Consider the following 24710-nt stretch of genomic DNA (forward strand, 5'->3'; position numbering starts at 1 on the left):
TACATAAATACAAAATTATGAAAAATTTAGCACAAAGTAATTATAGTTCAGCTTTAGAAAAAGTAAGAAATCTTAAAGCAAAGTATGGAAATACTTGGAATGCAATAAACCCAGAAAACGCAGCTAGAATGGTGACACAAAATCGTTTTAAAACAGGTTTAGACATCGCTAAATATACAGCAGCAATTATGCGAGAAGATATGGCTGCTTATGATGCCGATTCTTCGAATTACACACAATCTTTAGGTTGCTGGCACGGATTTGTTGCCCAACAAAAAATGATTGCCGTTAAAAAACATCATAAAACAACAAGCAAAAGATACTTATACCTTTCTGGTTGGATGGTTGCTGCATTACGTTCAGAATTCGGACCATTACCAGATCAGTCTATGCACGAAAAAACTGCAGTACCAAGTCTTATAGCAGAAATCTATGATTTTCTACGTCAGGCAGATGCTATCGAATTGAATGATTTATTTAAAAGACTAGAAAACGGGGAAGATGTGCAAGATCAAATAGATAATTTTGAAACCCATATCGTTCCAATTATTGCAGATATTGATGCTGGTTTTGGAAACGAAGAAGCGACGTATTTATTAACTAAAAAAATGATTGAAGCAGGAGCTTGTGCGATTCAGATAGAAAACCAGGTGTCGGATGCAAAACAATGCGGACATCAAGATGGAAAGGTAACCGTGCCACATGAAGATTTTATAGCGAAATTAAATGCTATTCGTTATGCCTTTTTAGAATTAGGAATAGAGGATGGAATTATAGTAGCAAGAACAGATTCGGAAGGAGCAGGTTTAACACAAAAACTTCCAGTAAGTCAAGAGCCAGGAGATTTAGCGTCACAGTATTTAGCTTTTGTAGAAGCAGAAGAAATTGCTATTGATGAAGCTAGAGAAGATGATGTATTGCTTAAAAGAGATGGTAAATTAGTGCGTCCGGTACGTTTACCAAACGGTTTGTATAAATTTAAAGATGGATCGAATATTGATCGTGTGGTTTTAGATTGTATTACCAGTCTTCAAAATGGCGCAGATTTATTATGGATTGAAACCCCAACACCAAATGTGAAACAAATTGCACATATGGTAAATAGAGTAAAAGAAGTGGTGCCAAATGCGAAATTGGTTTATAACAATTCACCATCTTTTAACTGGACATTAAATTTCCGTAAACAAGTATTTGAAGAAATGCTTGCAGAAGGAGAAAATATGACTGCTTACGATAGAAATAATTTAATGAATGCAGAATATGACAATACTGAGTTGTGCTTCCGTGCAGACGAGAAAATCAAAACATTCCAAAAAGATGGCGCAAGAGAAGCTGGTATTTTTCACCACTTAATTACGTTGCCAACCTACCATACAACCGCATTGCATATGAATGATTTAACCAAAGGTTATTTTGGAGAAGAAGGTATGCTTGCTTATGTTAAAGGTGTACAAAGACAAGAAATTAGAAAAGGAGTTTCTTGTGTAAAGCACCAAAGAATGGCTGGTTCTGATCTTGGAGATGATCATAAAGCCTTTTTTGCAGGAGATAGAGCTTTAAAAGCAGGAGGTGAAAATAATACTTCTAACCAATTTGGTTCCGATAAACAAAGTACGGAAGCTAAGGAAAAAGAAGGTGTACTAGCTTAGACCTAAGGTTATTAAATAAATATAATAAATAAAAAGACGTTTCTAATTTTAGAAACGTCTTTTTGATTTTAATATCATATAGAGCGAAAACGAAATACTTTTAAAACCAATTCTTAAAATTTCTGACTGTGCTCAAACAGACATCTTTTTTGCTGTTATAAAGGATATTCCATTTTAATATCACTTCGTTGGTACGGCGAATTCTTTTCTAATGGTTGTTCAATAAACCCGTATTTTCTATAAATGTAGATTGCATTTTCTAGTTTTCGGCTCGAGTAGAGTAGTAGTCTTTTAAATTCTTGTTCTCTTGCAAAATCTAAACAATGTTGCATGAGTTTTTGTCCGATTTTAAAACCTCTATGTGCAGGAGAAACTGCCATTTTTGTTAGCTCGAAAGTCCCTTCTTCTTCTATTGGCATTAGTGCTACTGTGCCAACAATTTCATTTTCTAATTTAGCAAAAAAGATATAACCACCTTTGGCTATAATATATGTATCAGGCTTGCCAAGCACCTCTTCATCATACGGCTCAACAACAAAATATTTTTTTAACCATTCTATATTTAAGTTGTAAAAATCTTTAGCATATATGTTATCATAAGCAATGATTTCTAGTTGTGTTGGTGTATTCATTTTTATTTTATCTATTATTAATTGACTTAATGGTTGTGCATTTAGTTTACTTTCTAATTTATTTAAATGTTCTATTAATGAGGAGGAAGAATGCATGGTGAATTCTTTAATTATAGAATCGATGCCATTCCAAATAGGTATAATTTGAATAAGAAAATTTTCTCCTTTTTTGGAAAGCTGAATATTTTTTTTTCTTTTATCTGTTTTTGAATTGGAAACCGCTATTAATCCCTTTTTAGATAATTTGTTTAATGCTTGTGTAACGGCAGGTTGTGATATGTTTAAAGACTCATTAATTTCTGTATTTGTAACTCCTTTTTTATTGACAATTATTTTAAAAGTGGGAAACAAATACGGATCAAAATCGATGTTAAAATGATTGTATACGAGTTGTGTTTCCTTCATCATAAACTCACTAATTCGTTTTAATCGAGAGCCTATTGCTAATTCTCCGAAACCTTGTAGTGCATCCATAATATAAATAGTTATATAAGTACTTATGTAAAATTAATATTTCCTTTTTATTTTTCCTAATAAATAGTATTATTTAATAAATATTATAGCAAAAAACAGGAGCAGTAAAGAGATGGAAGATATAAAAAAGGTAAGGTTAAATATGGATTTATCTGCTACTTTTTTTCGGATTAAATCGATAACCAACCAAATAGGAATAAGGAAACTGACAATAAAAACAGGAGTAGAAAGTATTTTTGAAAAATCACGAAACCAATCGGATTTGACTTGATTGATCTCCATAAACAATAAGGTTATTATAAATATAAAAATAGCGAATGAAAAACCTAATCGCAGGAATTCTAATTGAATTTTAGACATTATTTGGTGGTGTTTGCTCTAATAAAATCGGTGATTAAATAGCTTATTAATTTACCGACTTGTGTTTCGTTTTCTGGATTAGCAACCGCTTCACTAATATGTAAGTACGTTGCGTTTTTATGTTTTCCGAAATAATCTACAAAGCTTCTAGCTTTAGTAACTGAGAATCCACTTGGTGTCATGGCGCTACTTGGTATGTTTTCAATGGCATCACAATCTATTTCAATACCAAAAGGTTTTGCAGAAACGTGTTTTAAAGCGCGTTCCATTTCTTTTTTAAATTTTAGTTCTCTTCGAACAGCAATGGCTTCAAACGTATTAAAAGCAATCCGTTTTTGTTTTGCAATACGGTTTAAAATATTTTGTGAATTATAGTTTTCATGTAATCCAAAAATAAAGTAATTATTTAAAAACCCTTCCGCGAAAGCGTAGCTAAAACCATTACCACTATGCCTTCCTTCTTCATCTCTAAAATCGGTATGTGCATCAAAATTAACAGCATTTACAGAGGTGTTTAAAGCGAGCGAACTTCCTTTAATATTACCATAAGCGTTGTTGTGTCCGCCACCAATAATAATTGGTATTTTGCCAGCCTTAACTATGGTATGCACTAAATTAGACACCTGTTTGTCTATTTTTTGCACCATTTTTCGAGCTTTCTCTACATCTTTCTTTTTGGTTTGATCTAGCGTTTTTAGTTTTTCGTGTGCTTCATTAAAATCTAAATGTCCTAAAATAAGGACTTTCTTGGCATGTGTAAATTGGTTGCTTTGTATATTTAACAAAATTTTAATTACGGCATGAAAAGTAATGGAAGTCCCTGATTTTCCGTGATTTGCGAAAACTCCTACATCTTCAGGTAAACCAATTAAAACATAGCTAACATCTAAATTTATAAGTTGCTCGTATATATTGGAAACAGAGGTTAATACTTGAATGTGTTCGCCAAATTTAGATTCTTTTGGTCTTTTATTAAGCAAGCTTTTTAGTTTTGTGTCGTTAAATAAAACCAATTTGTCCATAAAATGAAATCTGTTTTTTTAAGTAATTAAAAGTACATTTTTTTTACTCGAAATAAGAATTATAATATTAAATAATAAATATATTTGAAACAACAATTACGCTCTAAATTTTAACCTTAAAAACAAGTAATTATGACAGATAAGAAAAATAGCATAGGATTAAAAGTAGCTCTAGGTATTGCATTGGCTTTATTTTTAGGAACTGGATTTTATACTTCTCAATTATATCAAGAGAAAAAAGAAAATGAAGTACAGCTTATTAAAGAAAAGCAATTAGTAATGAATGATTTAAGCAATATGGCAAAACAATATGATATTGCTATTGGTGAAAATGATATTGCTAATGAAAAATTAGTGGAAGCTAAAGAGCGTATTCAAGGACTTATGGATTCTTTAAAAGTATCAGAAGCAAATATTGGTAGCTTATGGAAATACAAACAAAAGTATCTATCCTTACAAAAAGAAATGGATGTTCTTTTAGTAGAAAATGATAGATTAAAAGTTGAAAACCAATTATTAGCAACCTCTTTAGATAGTACGAAAGTTAGATTAGAAGAGCGTACGATGTTTACAGATTCTCTGTTAGTACAAAACACTGCTTTGGCAGAAGTTGTTGAAACTGCAGCAGTATTAAACACGGTAGGTTTAAAAGGATATGGTGTTATAGAACGTAGTTCTGGAAAATTAATTCCTACAGAAAGAGCAAAACGTGTAGATAAGATTAGAGTTTGTTATACGGTTGCTAAAAATAGATTAGTACAGGCTGGAGATCAAGAATTTTATGTGCAAGTAATTGGACCTAATAATAATATTTTAGGAGAAAATGCACAAGTACAGTTTGATGATCAAAGCTTAAATTATAGTGTTATTAGTAAATTTAATTATGAGAATAACTCTTTAGATGTTTGCGAGTTTGTTTCTGCAAGAGGTGATAATGATTTTGAAAAAGGGCGTTACGTAGTAAATGTTTTTAATGACAAAGAATTAATTTCAAGCAATGAGTTTTCTTTAAAATAAAAGTTAGTAATTAATCCATTTAAAAGTCTGAAGCTATCTAGCTTCGGGCTTTTTTATTTGCTTAATTTTGAAATACAAGCTTCTCTTATATTCCAGATTTCTGAATAGGAATATGGGATGTTATTATCTTTAATCCAGTTTTTAATATAGCCTTTATGGAAGGCTAACTTATATTCTCCTATTTGCTTCGGAAGGATTTCTTCTTCCAATAAAATTGCATTTTTAATGGAGGTTTGACTTTCTTCTATTCTTGTACAATCTATTATTTTATTCTGAAACTTTAAATAGCTGTGTGCTTCCGGAATATACGCTAAATTATAGTTTGCTAAAATTTCACCAACGCCAACAGTATTAGCTTCCTTCATTTTATAAATGCATAAATAAAACAGCATATGATCTGCTTCATTTTCCATAGCAATTTCTTTTAAAAAGGCGTGTTTTGTAGAACAAGTCCCTTTATTTTCTTGTAGAATAGAAGTGTAGTTAGCTCTGTTATTATTTCTTCCGTAAGGTAATTGTTTTACATACTTACAAATCGAAATAAAATCTGTTAGCCCTAAAGCGATACAGGATTTAGATAATAGTTTTGAGGTAGATAATTCAAAGTTATAGGATGGTTCCATTTATAATTACAGTATCTATGTGATTTTCGCCAAAAGCATAAGGCAAAAAGTTATAGCTTGGTACCTGTTTTGTGATAATTAGATTTGCTTTCTTTCCTCTGGTTATACTTCCGTATTGATGTGAAATCCCCATAGCATAGGCACCATTTATGGTTGCTGCATTTATAGCTTCTTCTGGTGTCATTTTCATTTTAATACAAGCAGTGCTTACTACAAAATTCATATTTCCGCTTGGTGTAGATCCTGGATTATAGTCTGTTGCTAAAGCCAACGGTAAACCAGCATCTATAATTTTTCTAGCAGGAGTATATGGTATACTTAAAAAGTAGGAGCAAGAAGGTAGTGCAACAGCAATGGTGTTACTACCTTTTAATGCTTGAATGTCTTCGTCTTTTAATTCTTCTAGATGGTCTACAGAAAGTGCATTATGTTTTACCCCAAGCGCAATTCCGCCAAAAGCGTTAAATTGATTTACATGAATTTTTGGAGTTAGGCCGTGTTTTTTTCCGGCTGTAAGTAAGCGATCGGTATCTTCTAAACTGAAGTAGCCTTTTTCGCAAAATACATCTATGTAATGTGCTAGCTGTTCTTTTTCAATTTTAGGAAGCATCTCGTTTATTATTAAATCGAGGTAGCCTTTTTTATCTTCCTTGTATGCTTTTGGTAAAGCATGAGCACCTAAAAAAGTAGCTTTTACTTTTATAGGGAATTCTTTTTTAATGCGTTTGATAACCCGAAGCATTTTTAATTCGGCTTCCACAGTTAAACCATAGCCAGATTTTATTTCTAAAGCTCCTGTACCAAGTTGCATGACTTGATGTACTCTATTTATAGATTGTTGGTATAAATCTTCTTCGGAGGTGTTTTGTAGTTTTTCTGCAGAATTTAAAATGCCGCCACCACGATTTGCAATGTCTTCATAGCTCAACCCATTAATTCGGTCTACAAATTCTTGATCTCTATTTCCTGCATATACAATGTGTGTATGCGAGTCACACCAAGTAGGTAGTACAGTCTTTCCTGTGGCATTTATTACTTGCTCCGCTTCTAAAGAGGTTAAATCTTGCATGCTACCATATTCTACAATAGTATCATCTTCTATGTATAGGTATGCGTTTTTAATGGTTGGAAGTATTTTCATTTCCTTTCCTGAAACCTTTAAAACGTTAGGATCTCTAACTTGCAGTAATTCTTTAATATTTGTAATGAGTAAGGACATAGATTTTGTATTAAAGTATAAATTTAAGGAAATAAAAAAGCGTTGGCAATATGCCAACGCTTTAAATTTTATAAAGTTTGAAAGTTTATTGTTTTACAAACTTGTATGTCGTGTTGTAATCATTAAATTTAATGATATAAACACCATTATTAAGTTTAGAAACATCTAAAGATTGTCCAAGTTTTACAACGTTATTTATAACGCGTTTTCCTAAAACGTTATAAACAGAAACGTTTAAATCTCCAGCAATGTTGCCTTTAAAATGTAAACTGTTTGATGTTGGGTTTGGGTACATTGTTAAATCTGTTGTTTCAAATTTAGGATTAGAAAGCGTGGTATCATTTATAAAAAGATTTAAACCATGGTTAAGATAATTAATAGCCGCAATATCTACTTTTCCATCGTTATTAAAATCCTTAGTCACCATTGAAAACATTCCTCCAGAGGTATTATCTAAAATAATTTCACTGCCTAAACCGCTAGACGCACTTCCTTCAAAACAAATTAAATCGGCTCCAGTAGCGTAACCATTTCCTAAAATTAATTCGTTATAACCATCATTATTTAAATCGGCTACACCAATAGCTCCTCCATGCGGAAAGCTAGTTGGAACTACTGTTTTTTCAAAAGTGGTAGTTATACCACTTGCATTATTTTTAAACCAAGCTAATGTAGGGTTACCTCCTGTTGGTTCTGAGTCTGATTTTATGATATTAGGTATTCCATCGTTATTAATATCTCCAAAAGCAACCGTCCAAAGATAATCGTTTCCAAAATCAACAGGGTTTGTATAAGGTTCAAATGGTATATTCCCAGAACCATCAAGACCATCTTGAAAAATTTTGTTATCGTATAATTTAACGTTTCCATTTCCTGTATAGCCAACTACTACATCTAAATCGCCATCAACATCAAAATCTGCAATATCAAAAGAAGCAGGACCAGCACCAGCAGTTTCCTGTACTAAAGTACGCATTGTGCCAAAGGTACCATTCCCATTTCCTAAAAAGTATACCACGGAGTTTGAAGAATATGCTGTAACAATGATATCTAAATTATTATTTATATCATTATCTAAATTAGCAACTTTCACTGCTCCAGCTCCAGTAATTCCTGATGATATAGCAACAGCAGGTTCAAAGGTGTCGTCACCATTATTTTCAAACCATACTAAACGATTGTTGTAAGATCCTGTAGCTAAAATATCAGTGTGGCCATCATTATTTAAATCACCAGTTGTTACACTCTCTATGTAAGATAGTGCTGCAGATCCAGTTGCTGTTAAAGTTATTCCTGGTTGGTATGTTAAATCTCCATTATTTTTATACCAAATAACTTTGCTACTATTGTAAGTTCCAATGACTAAATCTAAATAAGTATCGTTGTTTAAATGGCCAGAAGCAACAGCATATGGTTGTGAACTAGTGTTTGCGTCAATCGTGCTTTTATTAAATTGAATCCCTTGTGCATTACTCGCTAAACTTGTTAAAAGCAGACCGGTTAATAAAAGTAGTTTTCTTTTCATGTGTTTTATATTTTTATTTTTTAAGGTAAATACTTTGTAATTATTTGTTTACAAATATATTGAAATTTTTCAGAGCTATGCTTTTTATCGTTAAAACAAAGATTTTAATCGTTATTTTAAGCCTCCAACCATGTTCTCCGGTTTTACCCAAGCGTCATAATCTTCTGCAGTAACATAGCCAAGATTTATAGCTTCTACTTTAAGTGTTGTACCATTTTTATGTGCTGTGTTTGCAATTTCAGCAGCTTTATAATATCCAATTTTTGTATTTAAAGCAGTAACTAACATTAAAGAGTTGTTTAGTAATTCTTTAATAACCGCATGATTAGGTTCAATTCCTGCAGCACAATGTTCTTCAAAACTTTTACAAGCATCACCAATTAGTTGTGCAGATTGTAACACATTGGCAGCCATCATTGGTTTAAATACGTTAAGTTCATAATGTCCTTGCATACCACCAACACTAACCGCTACATCATTTCCCATAACTTGTGCACAAACCATAGTTAAGGCTTCGCATTGCGTTGGGTTTACTTTTCCTGGCATGATAGAACTTCCTGGTTCGTTTGCAGGAATAGAAATTTCGCCAATACCTGAACGAGGACCAGAAGCCATCATACGAATATCATTAGCAATTTTATTTAAAGAAACAGCTAGTTGTTTTAAAGCACCATGTGTTTCTACTAATGCATCATGAGCAGCAAGTGCTTCAAATTTATTTGGTGCAGTAATAAAAGGTAATCCTGTAAATTCTGCAATGAATTCGCTAACACGTTTCGCGTATCCTTTTGGAGTGTTTAATCCTGTTCCAACGGCTGTTCCTCCAAGAGCAAGTTCACTTAAATGTTCCAATGTATTTTTTAATGCTTTTAATCCGTGATCTAATTGCGATACATAACCAGAAAATTCTTGACCTAGAGTAAGTGGTGTAGCATCCATTAAATGGGTTCTACCAATTTTAACAACGTCTTTAAATTCTTCTGATTTCTTTTTTAAAGTATCTCGCAGTTGTGTGACACCAGGAATTGTGTTTTCTACAATTTTCTTGTAGGCAGCAATATGCATTCCTGTAGGGAAGGTATCATTAGAAGATTGCGATTTGTTTACATCGTCATTTGGTTGAATAACTTTTTCGCCTTCCCCAATAACTCTTCCGGCAATTTGTTGTGCTCTATTAGCAATAACTTCGTTTACATTCATGTTGCTTTGCGTACCAGAACCAGTTTGCCAAATTACTAGAGGAAACTGATCGTCATGCATTCCAGTTAAAATTTCATCACATACTTGTGCAATAAGATCTCTTTTTTCTATAGCTAAAACACCTAACTCACAATTTGTAAATGCTGCTGCTTTTTTTAAATAAGCAAAACCATAAACAATTTCTAAAGGCATAGATGCAGGAGCCCCAATTTTAAAGTTGTTACGAGAACGTTCTGTTTGTGCTCCCCAAAGTTTGTCTGCAGGAACGTTAACGTTTCCCATTGTGTCTTTTTCTATTCTGTATTCCATAATTTTGGTGCTAATTTTAACGGTGTAAATTTACGTATTTATGGTTTATTTGAAGATATGTTTTGTGTTTTTTTGTTAGAATATTATTTGATTTTCAGAAAATGAATACTAGGAATATTCAGAGTGAAAAAAGGGATTCGCTTTCGTATAGAAAAATAGGGGATACCAATTCTTCCGTTTGAAGCGACAGCATAAACATCTAACCAATACAAATGCTACTAGAAATATTCCAGAGCACTTCGTAAAGAAAAAAAAGAAAACCTAGAATTTTTAGTCTATAACTTTAAAATTAAGCAGTTGCTTTTTCTTTGGTTATTTCGTTGACGACTAAAGAAATCGCGCCATCACCAGTAACGTTACAAGCAGTACCAAAACTGTCCATTGCAATATATAAGGCGATCATTAATCCTAACATTTCTTCATTGAAACCTAGCATAGATTGTAAGATCCCAATAGCAGCCATAATTGCTCCTCCAGGAACTCCTGGTGCTGCAATCATAGCGATTCCTAATACAAAAATAAATCCTGCAAAGAGTGTGAAATCAAAAGGCATACCATGTAAAATCATTAAAGCCATAGCACAAGCAGTAATTTTCATAATACTTCCCGAGAGATGAATGGTAGCACATAAAGGAATAACAAATCCTGCAATTTTTTCTGAAACACCATTGTTTAAGGCTTGCTTTAAGGTAACCGGAATAGTAGCTGCCGAAGATTGTGTTCCTAATGCAGTGAAATATGCTGGCATCATGGTTGCTAATAATTTTAATGGATTCTTTTTTGTAAGAATACCTGCAATAGTATATTGAAGTAATAATAATAAAATGTGCAGAGCAAAAATAACTCCGATAATACTGATAAATACGGAAAGAATGGAGATTACTTTTCCGCTAAAAGACATGCTTGCAAATATTCCTAAAATAAAGAGTGGTAATAGTGGTACAATTACATTTTCGATTAATTGCATTATAATTTTCTGAAAATCTTTGACTACCGATTTCAAAGTAGATTTCTCCTGTGCGGCCAGTCCTAAACCAATTACAAATGCCAGAACTAAAGAAGACATTACATCTAATACTGGTGGAATATTGATACTAAAATATGGTAATAATTCCGGACTAGAATCGGAAATCTGAGCAGCGTCATTAATATGCGATTCTAAAAGTAATGGGAATATATTAGATGCAGCAAAATAAGTCATAAACCCAGAAAATAAGGTTGAACCATAAGCAATACCAGCGGTAAGTAATAATAATTTACCAGCACCTTTTCCTAAATCGGAAATAGCAGGCATTATTAAACCCATAATAATTAACGGAATTGCGAAATTTAAAAACTGTCCGAAAAAGGCATTGAAAGTTGTAAATACACGATTTATGGATTCAGGTAAATATTGTCCGAAAACAATTCCTAATACTATAGCTAGAAAAACTTTAAATAGTAAGTTCGAAAATAGGGACTTCATAAGTATATGCTAATTAATAGTAAACAATAACTATTTTATTTTTAAGCTCGCTAATATACAACCAATCTTAGTGCACCACATTTTATAACGTCTTTTTTTAAGTATTATAATACTCTTAGGTTAGTTGGATAGTTTTATCATTAATACTTTAAAAAGAGTGAATGTCTTTATAGTTGTTCTTTGTGATTATATTCTAAAATATAAATTGCATTTATGTAGAGTAGATATAGTTAAAATATAGCTCATCAAATTTTAAAAATAAATCTAAAAGACTACTCTTAATAACTCTGTTAATAATTCTACATTTTATATTGCATAAAAAAACACTTTGTTTTATATTTGCAATATCAACAAATAAGATACCAAAAAAATTATGTTCGAATTTGACCAATACTTAGGCTTTTTAGCATTCTTAACCATTTTAACTATAGGTTTCTGGTTAATGATATTTTTAATGACTTTTATTATACCTTACTGGATTGGTGGTTCTTTAATGGAGTTTTTAAAAGAAAAAAGAGACGAGAAAAAAGCTGCGCGTAACGCATAAGTTTTAAGTTTATATATTAAAAAGGGGAAACACATTGTGTTTCCCCTTTTTTGTTTGGTATCATTTTAATAGCATCAAATTTTACCATAAAAGAAACAGCTCCTACCTTTTAATAGGGTAGGAGCTGTTTTGTAATTTATGAGATTGCTTTTTAACCTGCAATTTCAAAAGGATATGCTATTATATGTTATCCTTCAAATTCTTCATCTCCACCACTTCCTCTAGAGCCTCTTTCTTTTTTCTTTTGATTAAATCTGTAGGTAAAAGATAAGTTGAAACTACGTTCTCTCCATTGAAACTCACTAGTACTAAAAAAAGTATCTGTGTTTGTTTCCATGGTACGTTTTCTAGAGTTAAATAAATCGCTAATATTAAAAGCAATAGATGCTTTGTCTTTAAATAAATCTTTACTAAATGCTATATTGGTTGAAAAAACACCTTCTCGTTTGTTTTGTGCGTCTTCACTCGGACCACTATAATTCATACTTGTTTGCCATTCTATATCTGCAGGTAATGTATATTTAGTATTTAATCGTGCATACCAACTCGTGTTTTCGTTTCCTAAATCTGCTCCGTTTGGATCTACACCTTCGGTTTTAGATTTAAAGACATTAAAGTTTGCGCTGGTATTAAATTTACGAGATGCTCTGTACATAAGTGTGAATTCAAAACCATATCTATCTTCTGTAGCAAGATTTATTGGTGTACGTTGTATTATAGATACATCTTCACCATCTACATTTACGGTTTCTCCTGTATCAAAACTGATAAAGTTAAATACGTCTGTAGCATGTTGGTAATACGCAGATGTATTCAGTGTTACTTTTCCAAAACGGTTTAAATAACCTAGGTCAAAAGTACCAGAGTAACTAGGATCTAAATCTGGATTTCCTTGAAAAACACTAGATACACTAGAACGAGATGGGAATGGGTTTATATATCTAGAACGTGGTCTACGTAAACGTCTGCTGTAACCAAGCGTTACATTTTCTGCATCTGATAATTCATAATTTAAATTTACTGTAGGAAATAAACCGGTGTAATCTTTTTTACTATAATCATAACTAGATGGTTGGTCAATAGTAATTCTTGTGTTTTCAAGACGTAAACCTAATAAGTAAGAAAATTTACCATGTTTGCTACCATATTGTGTGTAAACAGCGTTTATATATTCTTTATAGTTTAATATGTTTGATAGTGTGTTATCGACATAGAAAGTATCCGTGTCATCTAAAAGTGCTACCTCATAGTCTGTAGTTAAATTGTTAAAGTTACCACGGTAGCCTAATTCAAACTGTGCTTTTTCGCCAATAGGTAATACATAATCTCCTTGTACTAAAATACGTTCTTGATCTTCAAGCGTACCTACTTTTTCAGTTAAAATATTATTTACTTCTACAAGAGAATTTTCATCTTCTGTGCTATCTTCATATTGAAAATCGAAAGTAAGTTTGTGTCCGCTAGTTTCAAAGTTTTTTGTAAAATTAGCAGCGTATTGAATGGTTTTGTCATCTTCTAATTCTGGATCAAAACGAGAACTTGTGCTAGTTAGTGCGTTGTTAATGTCATATTGAAGTAAGCTATTTGTAGTGTTACTTTCATTATTGTTATCGCTATAAAAAAGAGAAGTAGTTAATGAAGCAGAATCATTAATGTACCATTCTAAACCTAAATTCGTATTAAATCCTTTTCTAATACGTTCGTAATCTTTAGATTCTTTAATTCTATTTCCAGAATCTTTATAAGTTGTATTGGTAAAAGAATTTCCAGGTGATTCTCTGTAATTGTATGCAGTGGTGTTAAAGATGTTTACATTTCCTGTTCTGTAGTTTATGTTTCCAGATATTCCTGCGGAAGGATTATAACCAGCGTTTGCAGTTATTGCTCCATTTAAACCTTGTAACTTACTTCTTCGTAAGATTATATTTATAATTCCGGCAGTACCTTCTGAATCATATCTTGCGGAAGGCGAAGTAATAACTTCTACTTTCTCAATAGATTCTGCAGGTAATTGACGTAATGCTTCTGTAGAGTTTAAACCAACTAATCCGGAAGGTTTTCCGTTAATTAATATACGTACATTTTCTTGTCCTCTTAAAGATACATTTCCTTCCACATCTACTGCAACCGAAGGTACGTTGTCTAGTACATCACTTACGGTACCACCACGAACGGTAAGATCTTTACCAACGTTATATATTTTTTTGTCTAATTTAATTTCTACAGTAGTACGCTCTGCAATAATTTCTACCACATCCAAAGATTCTGCATCTTCACTAAGAAATAGTTTTCCTAAATTAGTGTCAGCAAAAAGTTTTTGATCTGCAATTGTCTTTGTACCAAAACCAATAAATTCAACGGATACATCATAAAGTCCAGCCGTAACAGGGATACTGAATTTTCCGTTTTGGTCTGTAATTCCTCCAGTAACCATTCTGTTTTCCTTTTTACTAAAAAAAGCAACAGTAGCATATTCTAGAGGTTGTAGTGTTTCCTGTTCTATAATACTTCCTGTAATGGTTACTTCTTTTTGAGCAAAAGAATGTAATGTGAAAAATAAAATGCAAATGAATGCGAAAAATTGTTTAGTCATGATTAGTTTTTAGCTTAAGACAGCAAAAATAAACCATGGTTTAAATGGGTTTGGTTAAAAGTTTGTTAAATAAAAAAAGCTTCAAAATAATTAAATCTTGAAGCCTTCTATATTAGCTAGCTAGTATACTTAGTATTTTTTCTGGTGGCTTGCAAATTGCCGCTTTGTCGCCATTAATAACAATTGGTATTTTTATGAGACTTGGAAATTCTGTCATCATTTTTATGTATTCAATATCTTCAAATTCGTCAACATTAGAAACTAATTCTTGGTAATGGTCTTTCCATATAGTAGCTTCTGTTCTAATGAGTTGAATGGGCTTAATATTTAAAAGTTTAACGATCCTTTTTAGTTTTCTTTCGGTTAAAGGATTATCAATATATCTAATCACTTTGTGTCTTTTTTTTATTTTTTTCAAAATATTAAGACACTCAATAGATTCTATTGATTCTGGGTTGTGGTATATTAAAATCATAATGTAGGTAGGGATTTGGGCTTATTTTTGTTTTAGGGATTATTGTAGGTTATGTTATTATTTCAAGTATTCGTTCTGGCGGACGACCAATGACTGCTTTATCATCTTTTATAACTATAGGTCTTTCTATTAGTTTAGGATGTTTAATCATTGCATCTATTATTTGGGCATCTGTTAATGCTTTGCCTTTGTAATTCTCTTTCCAAATAGCTTCGTTTTTTCTCACTAAATCTATTGGGTTGATTTTAAGAAGGTTAATTATTTTTGTTAACTCTGCTTTATTCGGAACGGTTTCAAGGTAATTAATTATTTTATATTCTTTACCAGAATTCTTTAATATTTCTAGTCCGCAGCGAGACTTACTGCACCTGTTATTATGGTATATCGTTATCATATAGCACTTTAGATTATAAGTTATTTGTTTCTGTAGTTTGCTGTCCCATCATCATGAGATATGCCTTTAAAAAACCGCCAATATCGCCATCCATTACCGCATCTACATTTCCCGTTTCATGCGCAGAACGAACATCTTTTACTAGTTTATATGGATGCATTACGTAATTACGTATTTGACTTCCCCATTCAATTTTCATTTTACCAGCTTCTATGTCTTCACGTTGCGCCAATTGTTTTTGTAATTCCATTTCATACAATTGCGACTTTAGCATTTGTAGTGCTCTAGAGCGATTATCGTGTTGCGAACGTGTTTCGGAACAGGATATTTGAATTCCAGTAGGTTTATGTGTTAATTGTACTTTGGTTTCTACTTTGTTTACATTTTGTCCTCCAGCACCACTAGATCGAGCAGTAACAATTTCTATATCTGCAGGATTGATTTCAATCTCTATGGTATCATCTACTAAAGGGTACACGTAAACAGAAGCAAAACTAGTATGGCGTTTTGCATTACTATCAAAAGGAGAAATACGGACTAATCTATGCACGCCATTTTCGCCTTTAAGCCAACCAAAAGCAAAATCACCTTCAATTTCTAGCGTAACGGTTTTAATTCCGGCTACGTCTCCTTCTTGATAATTAAGTTCTTTTACTTTAAAACCACTTTTTTCGGCATACATTAAATACATACGCATGAGCATACTTGCCCAATCGCAGCTTTCTGTTCCTCCAGCGCCAGCAGTAATTTGTAAAACAGCACTTAAACTGTCTCCTTCTTCAGAAAGCATGTTTCTAAATTCTAAATCTTCAATAGAAGTTGTTGCTTTTTCAAAACGCGTTTCCACATCTTGTAAAGTAGCCTCGTCTTCTTTAAAGAATTCATAGATGACTTCTAAATCTTCGACTAGTGTTTTAGAGGTTTCATAATCGGTAACCCATTTTTTCTTCTCTCGAAGTGATTTCATAATCACTTCCGCAGCTTTAGAGTCATTCCAGAAATTAGGATCGAAAGTTTGTTCTTCTTCGTTTTGAATTTCAATTAACTTAGCATCTAAGTCAAAGATATTGCCTTAGCGCGCTAAGACGTGTATTAAGATCTTTAATTTGATCTGTAGTAATCATAATGTAGTATGTTTTTAACAAAAATATACTTTAATACGGTGTCTGAAAATTTATTTTCGTTTAATTTTACAGTAGTTATTAAATAGAGACCATAATGATTATAGATTTAAGAAGTGATACAGTAACAAAACCATCTAAAGCGATGCTAAATGCTATGATGGAAGCATCTGTTGGAGATGATGTATATAAAGAAGACCCTACAGTTAATGCTTTAGAAGAACGTATAGCGGAAATGTTTGGTAAACCGAAAGCAATGTTTTTTCCTTCAGGAACGATGGCAAATCAAACAGCTATTAAGCTACATACAAATCCTGGTGAACAAGTAATTTGCGATAAATATGCACACATTTACAATTATGAAGGAGGAGGAGCAAGTTTTAATAGTGGTGTTTCTTGTAAGTTAATAGAAGGACACAGAGGAATGTTTACAGCCCAACAGGTAATAGATAGTATTAATCCTCCAGAATTTTATCATAGTGCATTATCAAGTTTAGTGGAAGTTGAAAATACAACTAATAAAGGAGGAGGAGCTTGTTGGGATTTTAACGAACTACAAAAAATCAGAAAAGTTTGTGATGATAATACACTTGGTTTGCATTTGGATGGCGCAAGACTTTGGAATGCTTTGGTTGCAAAAAAAGAAACTACAGAACAATATGGAAATGTATTTGATACCATTTCTGTTTGTTTAAGTAAAGGATTAGGTTGCCCTATTGGTTCTGTATTGGTTGGAGATGAAGAAATAATGGAAGGAGCAATGCGCGTTCGAAAGATTTTTGGAGGTGGAATGCGACAAGGAGGCTATTTAGCAGCTGCAGGAATTTATGCGCTTGATAATAATTTACAACGACTTGAAGAAGATCACACCAAAGCAAAAGAGTTGGAAGCGGTTTTAACTAAAGCAACCTATGTTAAAAAAGTAGAGCCAGTGGAAACAAATATTGTAATATTTGAATTACAAAATGATATCAACTCAAATGTATTTATCACTAAATTAGAAAGTAAAGGAATACATATAGTGGGAATGGGTGAAAACAAACTTAGATTAGTAACACATTTAGACTATACAAATAAGATGCATACCTATGTTTTAGACTTGCTAAGCGATTTTTAATGATTGCCTCTCATAATCAGTAATTTACAAATTATTTAGGTGGTTTGTCGGATAAATATGTTTTTTATCGAAATGTTAAAGAGTTCTTAAAATTTTTATGATTAAATAGTTGAAGAACCTCTAATTTTGTACGAAATTAGTGCTAGTCGCTTAATTTATAATAAATTAAAACTTAAATTATATTAATCTTTAACCATTTAAATTACTTAAAAATGAAAAAAACCTTACTAACAATCTTATCTTTTGTTGTCTGTATTTCAGTATTTGCTCAAGATTTACCAACAAATCCTGAACCAGGAAAATGTTACGTTCGATGTGTAACACCAGATGTATGGGTGAATCAAGATGTAACTATTCAAGTATCTCCAGCGTACAAAAAGTTAAGTACAGTACCAGCAAAATATACTACGGTTACAGAAGACGTAGTTGTTGCTAATGCAAGCCAACGTTTAGAAGTTGTTCCTGCGGTATATGAAACACAAACTTTTGAAGTAACTGTACAAGAAGCTTCACAACGTTTAGAGAAAATTCCTTCAAGAACAGAAACGCAAACGGAAACAGTTGTAACTAAAGATGCTTCTCAACGTTTAGAACTTGTTCCTGCTGTTTATGAAACACAATCTTTTCAAGTTGTAACGCAACCAGCTAGCCAAAAATTACAAATTGTTCCTGCTGTTTACGAAAACCAAAGTTTTACAGTTGTAACTAGCGAAGCTGGTCAACGTTTAGAAGTTGTTCCTGCAGAATATGGAACGGAAACTAGAACATACAAAAAGAGAGAATATGGTACTTCTTTAAGAATTGTACCTGCATCTTTCTCTTCTAACTACCAAGTTATTGAAACGAAACCAGCTACTGCTAAATGGCAAATGAGTGATACTCCAGCTGCTGAATGTCAATCTGCTGATCCTAATGATTGTAGATACTGGTGTTATAAGAGCGTACCTGCTCAAAACATTACCGTAAATACTACTGAGTTATCTGCTGATGCTTCTTTTATTAGAACTCCAGATTGTGATACTTCTTCATCTAACGATGGTTGTGGTATGGGAACTTATTCAGTTAAAACTGTTGTAAGACCAGCTACTACTAGAGTAATTGATATTCCTGCTGTAACTACAGAGGTTAACAAAACTGTAATGGTAACACCTCCAACAACAAGAGTTATTGAAATTCCTCAACAAGTAAAAACAATGAAAAGAGTTGTAATGGTAACACCTCCTACAACTAGAGTAATTGATATTCCTCAAGAAACTAAAACAGTAACAAGAACTGTTATTATTCCTGAGACTACAAAAGTTGTTTCTATTCCTGCTGTAACTAAAACGATGAAACGTACTGTAATGGTAACGCCTCCAACTACAAGAGCTATTGATATTCCTCAACAAACTGCTACTTTAAAGAAAACAGTTTTAGCTGAAGATTCTAAAGTTGTTGAAAGTACTGTTCCTGCTATAACTAAAACAGTATCTAAAGAAGTTTTACAAACAAAAGGTGGTTTAACTACTTGGAAAGAAGTAGAATGTACTTTATTAGAGTACAATGACCTTAACATAAACTGGAACTTAGGTTCTGCTACTTTAACAGAAGCTGCAAAAAGAGAAATTGATGCAAAATTATTACCTGCTATTGCTGGTGGTGTTTCTGTAGAGATTGCATCTCACACAGATTCTAGAGGTTCTGCTGCATCTAACAGATCTTTATCTGAAAGAAGAGCGCAAGCTGTAACTAACTACTTAATCTCTAAAGGAATCAATTCTTCAAGAATTGTATCTAATGGATATGGTGAAACTAGATTAGTAAACAGATGTGCTGATGGTGTATCTTGTACTGAAAGAGAGCATTTAGCTAACAGAAGAACTCAATTTAGAGTACTTAGTCAACAATAATCAATAGTATTGATATATAAAAAGGGGAAGCTAATTAGCTTCCCCTTTTTTTTGCTTTAAACTTTCGTTATTTAAACATATCCATTCCAGGAATGTTTGGTATGCCATCTTTTGCAACTGCGGCAACTTCAGCTTCATTTACTTGTGTAGCTCTGGCTATAGCTTTATTTAATGTAAGAATTAAATAATCTTCTAACTCCTCTTTATCTTCTAATAAAGCATCATCAATAGTTATAGATTTAATCACTCTGTTAGCCGTTAAAGTAACCTTTAGCTTTGCATCATTACTTTGCTCATCTACTAAAACGGAATCTAAACGCTTTTTAGTTTCTTCTACTTTTTTTTGGGTTTCTTTAAGTTTACCCATCATACCTGCAAGGTCTCCGAACATAATTTTATAATTTATAATTTCATGCAAAACTATTTAATTTTTCTATTTTTGAAGAATATAATTTTAGAATTAATTATTTCCATTGAAAAAAACACATAATCCTCCAAAAGCAAAACAAATTCAAGAAAAACTTGTAGCGCATAAACACGAAAGAATAGATAATTATTTTTGGCTTAAAAATAAAGAAGACCAAGAAGTTATTGACTATTTAAATGCTGAAAATAAACATACTAAAGAAGTTTTAGCACATACAGAACCTTTTCAAGCAGACCTTTTTAAAGAAATGAAAGCTAGAATTAAAGAGGATGATGCTTCGGTGCCATATAAGTTGAATGGGTATTGGTACATTACTAAATTTGAAAAAGGGAAGGACTATCCTATTTACACACGAAAAAAAGAAACATTAGAAGCTATAGAGGAATTACTATTTGATTGTAATGAAATGGCAAAAGATTTTAACTACTTTAAATTGGGAGGTGTTTCTATTAGTCCGGATAATTCTATGGCTGCTTTTTCAACAGATACCGTAAGTAGAAGACAGTATAATATTAAAATTAAAAATTTAATTACTGGCGAAATTTATTCCGAAGAAATAAAAAATACAACTGGAGGAATTACATGGGCAAATGATAATACCACTTTGTTTTACACACGAAAAGACAAAGTTACCTTACGTTCTCATAAGGTGTATAAACATAAATTACATACAAAAGTAGAAGCCGATACAGAGGTTTTTCATGAGGAAGATGAAACTTTCAACACCTTTGTATATAAAACAAAATCTAAAAAGTATTTAGTGATTGGTTCTTCAAGTACGTTAACTTCAGAATATCAAATTCTAAATGCTGATGATCCCGATGGTACATTTAAAATTTTTCAGAAAAGAGAAAGAGAATTAGATTATGCAATAGCACACTATAAGGATAGTTTTTTTATTATTTCTAATAAGGATAAAGCGATAAATTTTAAGCTTCAAAAAACAAACGAAAATCAAACTAAAAAGGAGTATTGGCAAGATGTTTTACCACATAGAAAAGATGTTTTATTAGAAGATATCGAAATTTTTAAAGATTATTTAGTGGTTAGCGAAAGGGAAAACGGCTTAAATAAAATTAGAATTATAAGTTGGAATGGTAAAGAAGATTATTATTTACCTTTTGATAATGAGACATATACAGCAAACACAGGAAATAATCCTGACTTTGACAGTGATGTTTTAAGATATAGTTATAATGCACTTACAACACCAAGCTCTGTAATAGATTATAATTTTAAAACGAAAACGAAAGAAATAAAAAAAGAACAAGAAGTTTTAGGAGGAGAATTTGATAAAAATAATTATACCTCTAAACGTATTTGGGCAACCGCAAGAGATGGTGTTAAAATACCTATTTCTTTAGTGTATAAAAAAGGATTACAATTAGATGGAAGCAATCCATTGTTACAATACGCTTATGGTTCTTATGGCTCTACCATAGATCCTTATTTTTCAACTATACGATTAAGTTTATTAGATAGAGGCTTTATTTTTGCCATTTCACATATACGAGGAGGAGAATATCTAGGAAGAGATTGGTATGAAACAGGGAAATTAAAACTAAAGAAAAATACTTTTCACGATTTTATAGATTGCTCTAAATTCTTAATTGAAGAAAAGTATACTTCCAATAAACATTTGTACGCCAATGGAGGGTCTGCAGGTGGATTGTTGATGGGAGTAATTGCTAATTTAAATCCGGAGTTATATAATGGTATTTTAGCGGCAGTTCCTTTTGTAGATGTGGTTACTACTATGTTAGATGATACTATTCCTTTAACGACAGGAGAATATGATGAATGGGGTAATCCTAACGATAAAGAATATTATAATTATATGCTTTCCTATTCGCCTTACGATAATGTAAAAGCACAAGATTATCCAAATATGTTAATTACAACAGGTTTGCATGACTCGCAAGTACAATATTGGGAACCAGCAAAATGGGTTGCAAAACTTAGAGAATTAAAAACAGATAACAATAAATTACTGTTACATACAGACATGGAATCTGGTCATGGTGGCGCATCAGGAAGATTTGAAAGCCTAAAAGAAGTCGCTTTAGAATACGCATTTTTATTAGATTTAGAAGGAATTAATGAATAATAAAAAATTTTACGTATTTTTGCCCAGTTTATGTTACTTCTTGTAGCAGAATAAAACGTATTTATGGCACAAAAAAATCAAGTATTTGATAACGTTTTAGATTTAGTAGGTAATACACCGTTAATTAAACTAAATACTATTACAGCTCCTTTTAAAGGTGAATTTTACGCAAAAGTAGAAGCTTTTAATCCAGGACACTCATCAAAAGACAGAGTTGCATTATATATTATAGAACAAGCTGAAAAGCAAGGTGTTTTAAAACCTGGCGATACTATCATAGAAACTACTTCTGGTAATACCGGATTTAGTATTGCTATGGTTAGTATCATTAAAGGATACGATTGTATTTTGGCAGTAAGCTCAAAATCTTCGCCAGATAAGATTGATATGCTTAAAACCATGGGAGCAAAGGTATATGTTTGCCCAGCACATGTAAGTGCAGACGATCCTAGATCGTACTATGAGGTTGCAAAGCGATTACACGAAGAAACAAAAGGTTCTGTATATATCAACCAATATTTCAACCAGTTAAATATAGATGCACATTATAATTCTACGGGTCCTGAGATTTGGGAGCAAACCGAAGGAGAAATTACACATCTAGTAGCTTGCAGCGGAACAGGAGGAACTATTTCTGGTACTGCAAAATATTTAAAAGAACAAAATCCTAATGTTAAAGTAATAGGAGTAGATGCTTTTGGATCTGTAATTAAAAAATATCATGAAACTAGGGAGTTTGATGAAAAAGAAATTTATCCATACCGAATAGAAGGTTTAGGAAAAAATTTAATTCCAACAGCAACAGATTTTGACGTCATTGATTCTTTTGTAAAAGTTACCGATGAAGAAAGTGCGCATACTGCTAGAGAAATAGCAAAAACCGAAGGTTTATTTGTCGGTTATACTTCTGGAGCAGCAATGCAAGCAGTAAAACAACTAGAAGAAGCTGGTGAGTTTGATGAAAATTCTAAAATAGTAATCTTGTTTCCAGATCATGGTTCACGCTACATGAGTAAGATTTATAGCGATAAATGGATGACAGATCAAGGCTTTTTTGATAGTCAGAATAAAGTGGCAGCAGAAAGCATTCAGTATATAAAATAATAAAATATAACATAATTAAAGATAGAAAGTTTCCTAATAGATGCTTTCTATCTTTTTGTTGTTCATAATAGAATATAAAAACATTGTGTTTAGTGCACAGAAATATTTAGTTTTGCAGAACTAAACTAAGATTGATAGCAGATGAAAGATTTATTTGAAAAAATTTACAAAGATAAAGGTCCGTTAGGGAAATGGGCAGCACAAGCAGAAGGTTATTTTGTGTTTCCAAAATTGGAAGGAGTTATTTCTAACCGAATGAAATTTCAAGGTAAAGAGGTGATTACTTGGAGCATTAACGATTACCTAGGATTAGCAAACAATCCAGAAGTAAGGAAAGTGGATGCGGAAGCGGCAGCGGCTTATGGTTCTGCGTACCCAATGGGAGCGCGTATGATGTCTGGTCACACAGATTTACACGAACAACTTCAAAATGAATTGGCTGCATTTGTAAACAAAGAATCTGCTTATTTATTAAATTTTGGTTACCAAGGTATGGTTTCTACTATTGACGCTTTAGTATCTAAAGATGATATTATTGTTTATGATGTAGATGCACATGCATGTATTATTGATGGTGTACGTTTACACATGGGAAAACGTTTTACTTACAAACACAATGATGTTGTAAGTTTAGAAAAGAACTTAGAAAGAGCCACTAAAATGGCAGAACACACAGGAGGAGGGATTCTTGTAATTTCGGAAGGTGTTTTCGGAATGCGTGGGGAACAAGGTCGATTAAAAGAAATTGTTGCACTTAAAGAAAAATATAATTTCCGTTTGTTCGTAGATGATGCACACGGATTTGGGACACTTGGTAAAACAGGTGCAGGAACAGGAGAAGAACAAGGTGTTCAAGATGATATCGATGTGTATTTTGCAACCTTTGCAAAATCGATGGCAAGTACTGGAGCATTTATTGCTGCAGATAAAGAAGTAATAGATTACTTAAAATATAATTTGCGTTCTCAAATGTTTGCAAAATCTTTGCAAATGCAATTAGTTGCTGGTGCTTTAAAGCGTTTAGATATGCTACGTACTATGCCAGAATTAAAGGAAAATCTTTGGAAAATTGTTAATGCTTTACAGTCTGGATTAAAAGAACGTGGTTTCGATATTGGAACAACACAAAGTTGTGTAACTCCAGTTTATCTTAACGGAAGTATTCCTGAAGCAATGGCGTTAGTTAGAGATTTAAGAGAAAACTACGGTATTTTCTGTTCTATTGTTGTGTATCCAGTAATACCAAAAGGATTAATCTTATTACGTATGATTCCTACTGCAACGCACACTTTAGAAGATGTTACAGAAACTTTAGATGCTTTTGATGCTATTAGAGAAAGATTGGTAAACGGTACTTACAAACGTATGTCTGCTGCTTTAATTAAAGCAATGGGAGAATAGTTTAAAATACAAGTACAATATATATTAAAAAAGGTTGCAT

Annotated in this window: 20 protein-coding genes; 8 read left to right on the forward strand and 12 right to left on the reverse strand. The window is 32.3% G+C overall.

The window, feature by feature from the left end; all coding sequences use genetic code 11:
* Positions 1-17: 17 nt before the first annotated feature.
* The gene (locus FG167_RS12825; protein ID WP_203458637.1) at positions 18-1649 is read left to right on the forward strand and encodes an isocitrate lyase; all 1632 of its coding nucleotides are present in this window, start codon (positions 18-20) and stop codon (positions 1647-1649) included.
* Positions 1650-1804: 155 nt separating this feature from the next.
* On the opposite strand, the gene FG167_RS17520 is transcribed toward FG167_RS12825, so the two are convergent.
* The gene (locus FG167_RS17520) at positions 1805-2755 is read right to left on the reverse strand and encodes a bifunctional helix-turn-helix transcriptional regulator/GNAT family N-acetyltransferase (RefSeq protein ID WP_203458638.1); all 951 of its coding nucleotides are present in this window, start codon (positions 2753-2755) and stop codon (positions 1805-1807) included.
* A 359-nt stretch (positions 2756-3114) separates the two neighbouring features.
* Positions 3115-4137 carry a formimidoylglutamase gene (locus tag FG167_RS12835; RefSeq protein WP_203458639.1) on the reverse strand — a complete coding sequence of 341 codons (1023 nt, stop codon included), beginning with the start codon at positions 4135-4137 and terminating at the stop codon, positions 3115-3117.
* A gap of 132 nt (positions 4138-4269) precedes the next feature.
* Between FG167_RS12835 and FG167_RS12840 the strand changes: the two genes are divergently transcribed.
* Complete coding sequence (locus tag FG167_RS12840) at positions 4270-5154, forward strand: chromosome partitioning protein ParA (RefSeq protein ID WP_203458640.1); 885 nt, start codon at positions 4270-4272, stop codon at positions 5152-5154.
* Between the two features lie 53 nt (positions 5155-5207).
* Here FG167_RS12840 and FG167_RS12845 read toward each other — a convergent pair whose 3' ends face one another.
* The 5 genes from FG167_RS12845 to FG167_RS12865 form a co-directional block, all read right to left on the reverse strand.
* Positions 5208-5777 carry a hypothetical protein gene (locus FG167_RS12845; protein WP_203458641.1) on the reverse strand — a complete coding sequence of 190 codons (570 nt, stop codon included), beginning with the start codon at positions 5775-5777 and terminating at the stop codon, positions 5208-5210.
* Positions 5761-6996: an imidazolonepropionase gene (gene hutI, locus FG167_RS12850; protein ID WP_203458642.1), complete on the reverse strand. Its 1236-nt coding sequence runs from the start codon at positions 6994-6996 to the stop codon at positions 5761-5763. The genes FG167_RS12845 and hutI overlap by 17 nt, the downstream gene beginning before the upstream one ends.
* An 85-nt stretch (positions 6997-7081) precedes the next feature.
* Positions 7082-8521 (reverse strand): T9SS type A sorting domain-containing protein, encoded by a 1440-nt coding sequence (locus tag FG167_RS12855; RefSeq protein ID WP_203458643.1) that lies wholly within the window; start codon positions 8519-8521, stop codon positions 7082-7084.
* A 111-nt stretch (positions 8522-8632) separates the two neighbouring features.
* A complete protein-coding gene (fumC, locus tag FG167_RS12860) occupies positions 8633-10030 on the reverse strand; it encodes a class II fumarate hydratase (protein WP_203458644.1) in 1398 nt (465 codons plus the stop codon).
* 289 nt (positions 10031-10319) lie between these two features.
* Positions 10320-11495 carry a dicarboxylate/amino acid:cation symporter gene (locus FG167_RS12865; RefSeq protein ID WP_203458645.1) on the reverse strand — a complete coding sequence of 392 codons (1176 nt, stop codon included), beginning with the start codon at positions 11493-11495 and terminating at the stop codon, positions 10320-10322.
* A 373-nt stretch (positions 11496-11868) separates the two neighbouring features.
* Here FG167_RS12865 and FG167_RS12870 point away from each other — a divergent pair, with 373 nt between their 5' ends.
* Positions 11869-12042 carry a hypothetical protein gene (locus tag FG167_RS12870; protein WP_162838505.1) on the forward strand — a complete coding sequence of 58 codons (174 nt, stop codon included), beginning with the start codon at positions 11869-11871 and terminating at the stop codon, positions 12040-12042.
* A 187-nt stretch (positions 12043-12229) separates the two neighbouring features.
* Here the strand turns inward: FG167_RS12870 and FG167_RS12875 are convergent, their stop codons facing one another.
* The 4 genes from FG167_RS12875 to prfB all read right to left on the reverse strand — a co-directional run bounded on the left by FG167_RS12875 (position 12230) and on the right by prfB (position 16628).
* The gene (locus tag FG167_RS12875) at positions 12230-14635 is read right to left on the reverse strand and encodes an outer membrane beta-barrel family protein (RefSeq protein WP_203458646.1); all 2406 of its coding nucleotides are present in this window, start codon (positions 14633-14635) and stop codon (positions 12230-12232) included.
* Positions 14636-14747: 112 nt separating this feature from the next.
* Positions 14748-15026, reverse strand: a complete 279-nt coding sequence (locus FG167_RS12880) for an ArsC/Spx/MgsR family protein (RefSeq protein ID WP_239004390.1) — start codon at positions 15024-15026, stop codon at positions 14748-14750.
* Between the two features lie 133 nt (positions 15027-15159).
* Positions 15160-15504, reverse strand: a complete 345-nt coding sequence (gene arsC / locus FG167_RS12885; RefSeq protein ID WP_203458648.1) for an arsenate reductase (glutaredoxin) — start codon at positions 15502-15504, stop codon at positions 15160-15162.
* Between the two features lie 13 nt (positions 15505-15517).
* Positions 15518-16628, reverse strand: a protein-coding gene (gene prfB, locus FG167_RS12890; protein WP_203458649.1) for a peptide chain release factor 2 whose coding sequence is annotated in 2 segments (ribosomal slippage) — positions 15518-16564 and positions 16566-16628 — 1110 coding nt in all. Because the reading frame shifts where the segments join, the coding sequence is not laid out codon by codon here.
* A gap of 94 nt (positions 16629-16722) precedes the next feature.
* On the opposite strand from prfB, the gene FG167_RS12895 reads away from it, so the two are divergent.
* Positions 16723-17742: a low specificity L-threonine aldolase gene (locus tag FG167_RS12895; RefSeq protein ID WP_203458650.1), complete on the forward strand. Its 1020-nt coding sequence runs from the start codon at positions 16723-16725 to the stop codon at positions 17740-17742.
* 212 nt (positions 17743-17954) lie between these two features.
* Positions 17955-19631 carry an OmpA family protein gene (locus FG167_RS17525; RefSeq protein ID WP_203458651.1) on the forward strand — a complete coding sequence of 559 codons (1677 nt, stop codon included), beginning with the start codon at positions 17955-17957 and terminating at the stop codon, positions 19629-19631.
* 67 nt (positions 19632-19698) lie between these two features.
* Here FG167_RS17525 and FG167_RS12905 read toward each other — a convergent pair whose 3' ends face one another.
* Complete coding sequence (locus FG167_RS12905; RefSeq protein ID WP_203458652.1) at positions 19699-20022, reverse strand: YbaB/EbfC family nucleoid-associated protein; 324 nt, start codon at positions 20020-20022, stop codon at positions 19699-19701.
* 82 nt (positions 20023-20104) lie between these two features.
* Between FG167_RS12905 and FG167_RS12910 the strand changes: the two genes are divergently transcribed.
* The 3 genes from FG167_RS12910 to FG167_RS12920 all read left to right on the forward strand — a co-directional run bounded on the left by FG167_RS12910 (position 20105) and on the right by FG167_RS12920 (position 24670).
* Positions 20105-22165, forward strand: coding sequence for a S9 family peptidase (locus tag FG167_RS12910; protein ID WP_203458653.1), 2061 nt, complete (start codon positions 20105-20107; stop codon positions 22163-22165).
* Positions 22166-22228: 63 nt separating this feature from the next.
* Positions 22229-23269 (forward strand): PLP-dependent cysteine synthase family protein, encoded by a 1041-nt coding sequence (locus FG167_RS12915; protein WP_203458654.1) that lies wholly within the window; start codon positions 22229-22231, stop codon positions 23267-23269.
* Between the two features lie 141 nt (positions 23270-23410).
* Positions 23411-24670 (forward strand): aminotransferase class I/II-fold pyridoxal phosphate-dependent enzyme, encoded by a 1260-nt coding sequence (locus tag FG167_RS12920; protein WP_203458655.1) that lies wholly within the window; start codon positions 23411-23413, stop codon positions 24668-24670.
* Positions 24671-24710 lie beyond the last annotated feature (40 nt).

The organism is Lacinutrix sp. WUR7 (assembly GCF_016864015.1).
Classification (GTDB): domain Bacteria; phylum Bacteroidota; class Bacteroidia; order Flavobacteriales; family Flavobacteriaceae; genus Oceanihabitans.

Excerpts from the sequence above, each read along its gene's own strand:
- FG167_RS12825 (WP_203458637.1), top strand. The coding sequence starts at position 18 with ATGAAAAATTTAGCACAAAGTAATTATAGTTCAGCTTTAGAAAAAGTA.
- FG167_RS17520 (WP_203458638.1), bottom strand. The coding sequence starts at position 2,755 with ATGGATGCACTACAAGGTTTCGGAGAATTAGCAATAGGCTCTCGATTA.
- FG167_RS12835 (WP_203458639.1), bottom strand. The coding sequence starts at position 4,137 with ATGGACAAATTGGTTTTATTTAACGACACAAAACTAAAAAGCTTGCTT.
- FG167_RS12840 (WP_203458640.1), top strand. The coding sequence starts at position 4,270 with ATGACAGATAAGAAAAATAGCATAGGATTAAAAGTAGCTCTAGGTATT.
- FG167_RS12845 (WP_203458641.1), bottom strand. The coding sequence starts at position 5,777 with ATGGAACCATCCTATAACTTTGAATTATCTACCTCAAAACTATTATCT.
- hutI (WP_203458642.1), bottom strand. The coding sequence starts at position 6,996 with ATGTCCTTACTCATTACAAATATTAAAGAATTACTGCAAGTTAGAGAT.
- FG167_RS12855 (WP_203458643.1), bottom strand. The coding sequence starts at position 8,521 with ATGAAAAGAAAACTACTTTTATTAACCGGTCTGCTTTTAACAAGTTTA.
- fumC (WP_203458644.1), bottom strand. The coding sequence starts at position 10,030 with ATGGAATACAGAATAGAAAAAGACACAATGGGAAACGTTAACGTTCCT.
- FG167_RS12865 (WP_203458645.1), bottom strand. The coding sequence starts at position 11,495 with ATGAAGTCCCTATTTTCGAACTTACTATTTAAAGTTTTTCTAGCTATA.
- FG167_RS12870 (WP_162838505.1), top strand. The coding sequence starts at position 11,869 with ATGTTCGAATTTGACCAATACTTAGGCTTTTTAGCATTCTTAACCATT.
- FG167_RS12875 (WP_203458646.1), bottom strand. The coding sequence starts at position 14,635 with ATGACTAAACAATTTTTCGCATTCATTTGCATTTTATTTTTCACATTA.
- arsC (WP_203458648.1), bottom strand. The coding sequence starts at position 15,504 with ATGATAACGATATACCATAATAACAGGTGCAGTAAGTCTCGCTGCGGA.
- FG167_RS12895 (WP_203458650.1), top strand. The coding sequence starts at position 16,723 with ATGATTATAGATTTAAGAAGTGATACAGTAACAAAACCATCTAAAGCG.
- FG167_RS17525 (WP_203458651.1), top strand. The coding sequence starts at position 17,955 with ATGAAAAAAACCTTACTAACAATCTTATCTTTTGTTGTCTGTATTTCA.
- FG167_RS12905 (WP_203458652.1), bottom strand. The coding sequence starts at position 20,022 with ATGTTCGGAGACCTTGCAGGTATGATGGGTAAACTTAAAGAAACCCAA.
- FG167_RS12915 (WP_203458654.1), top strand. The coding sequence starts at position 22,229 with ATGGCACAAAAAAATCAAGTATTTGATAACGTTTTAGATTTAGTAGGT.
- FG167_RS12920 (WP_203458655.1), top strand. The coding sequence starts at position 23,411 with ATGAAAGATTTATTTGAAAAAATTTACAAAGATAAAGGTCCGTTAGGG.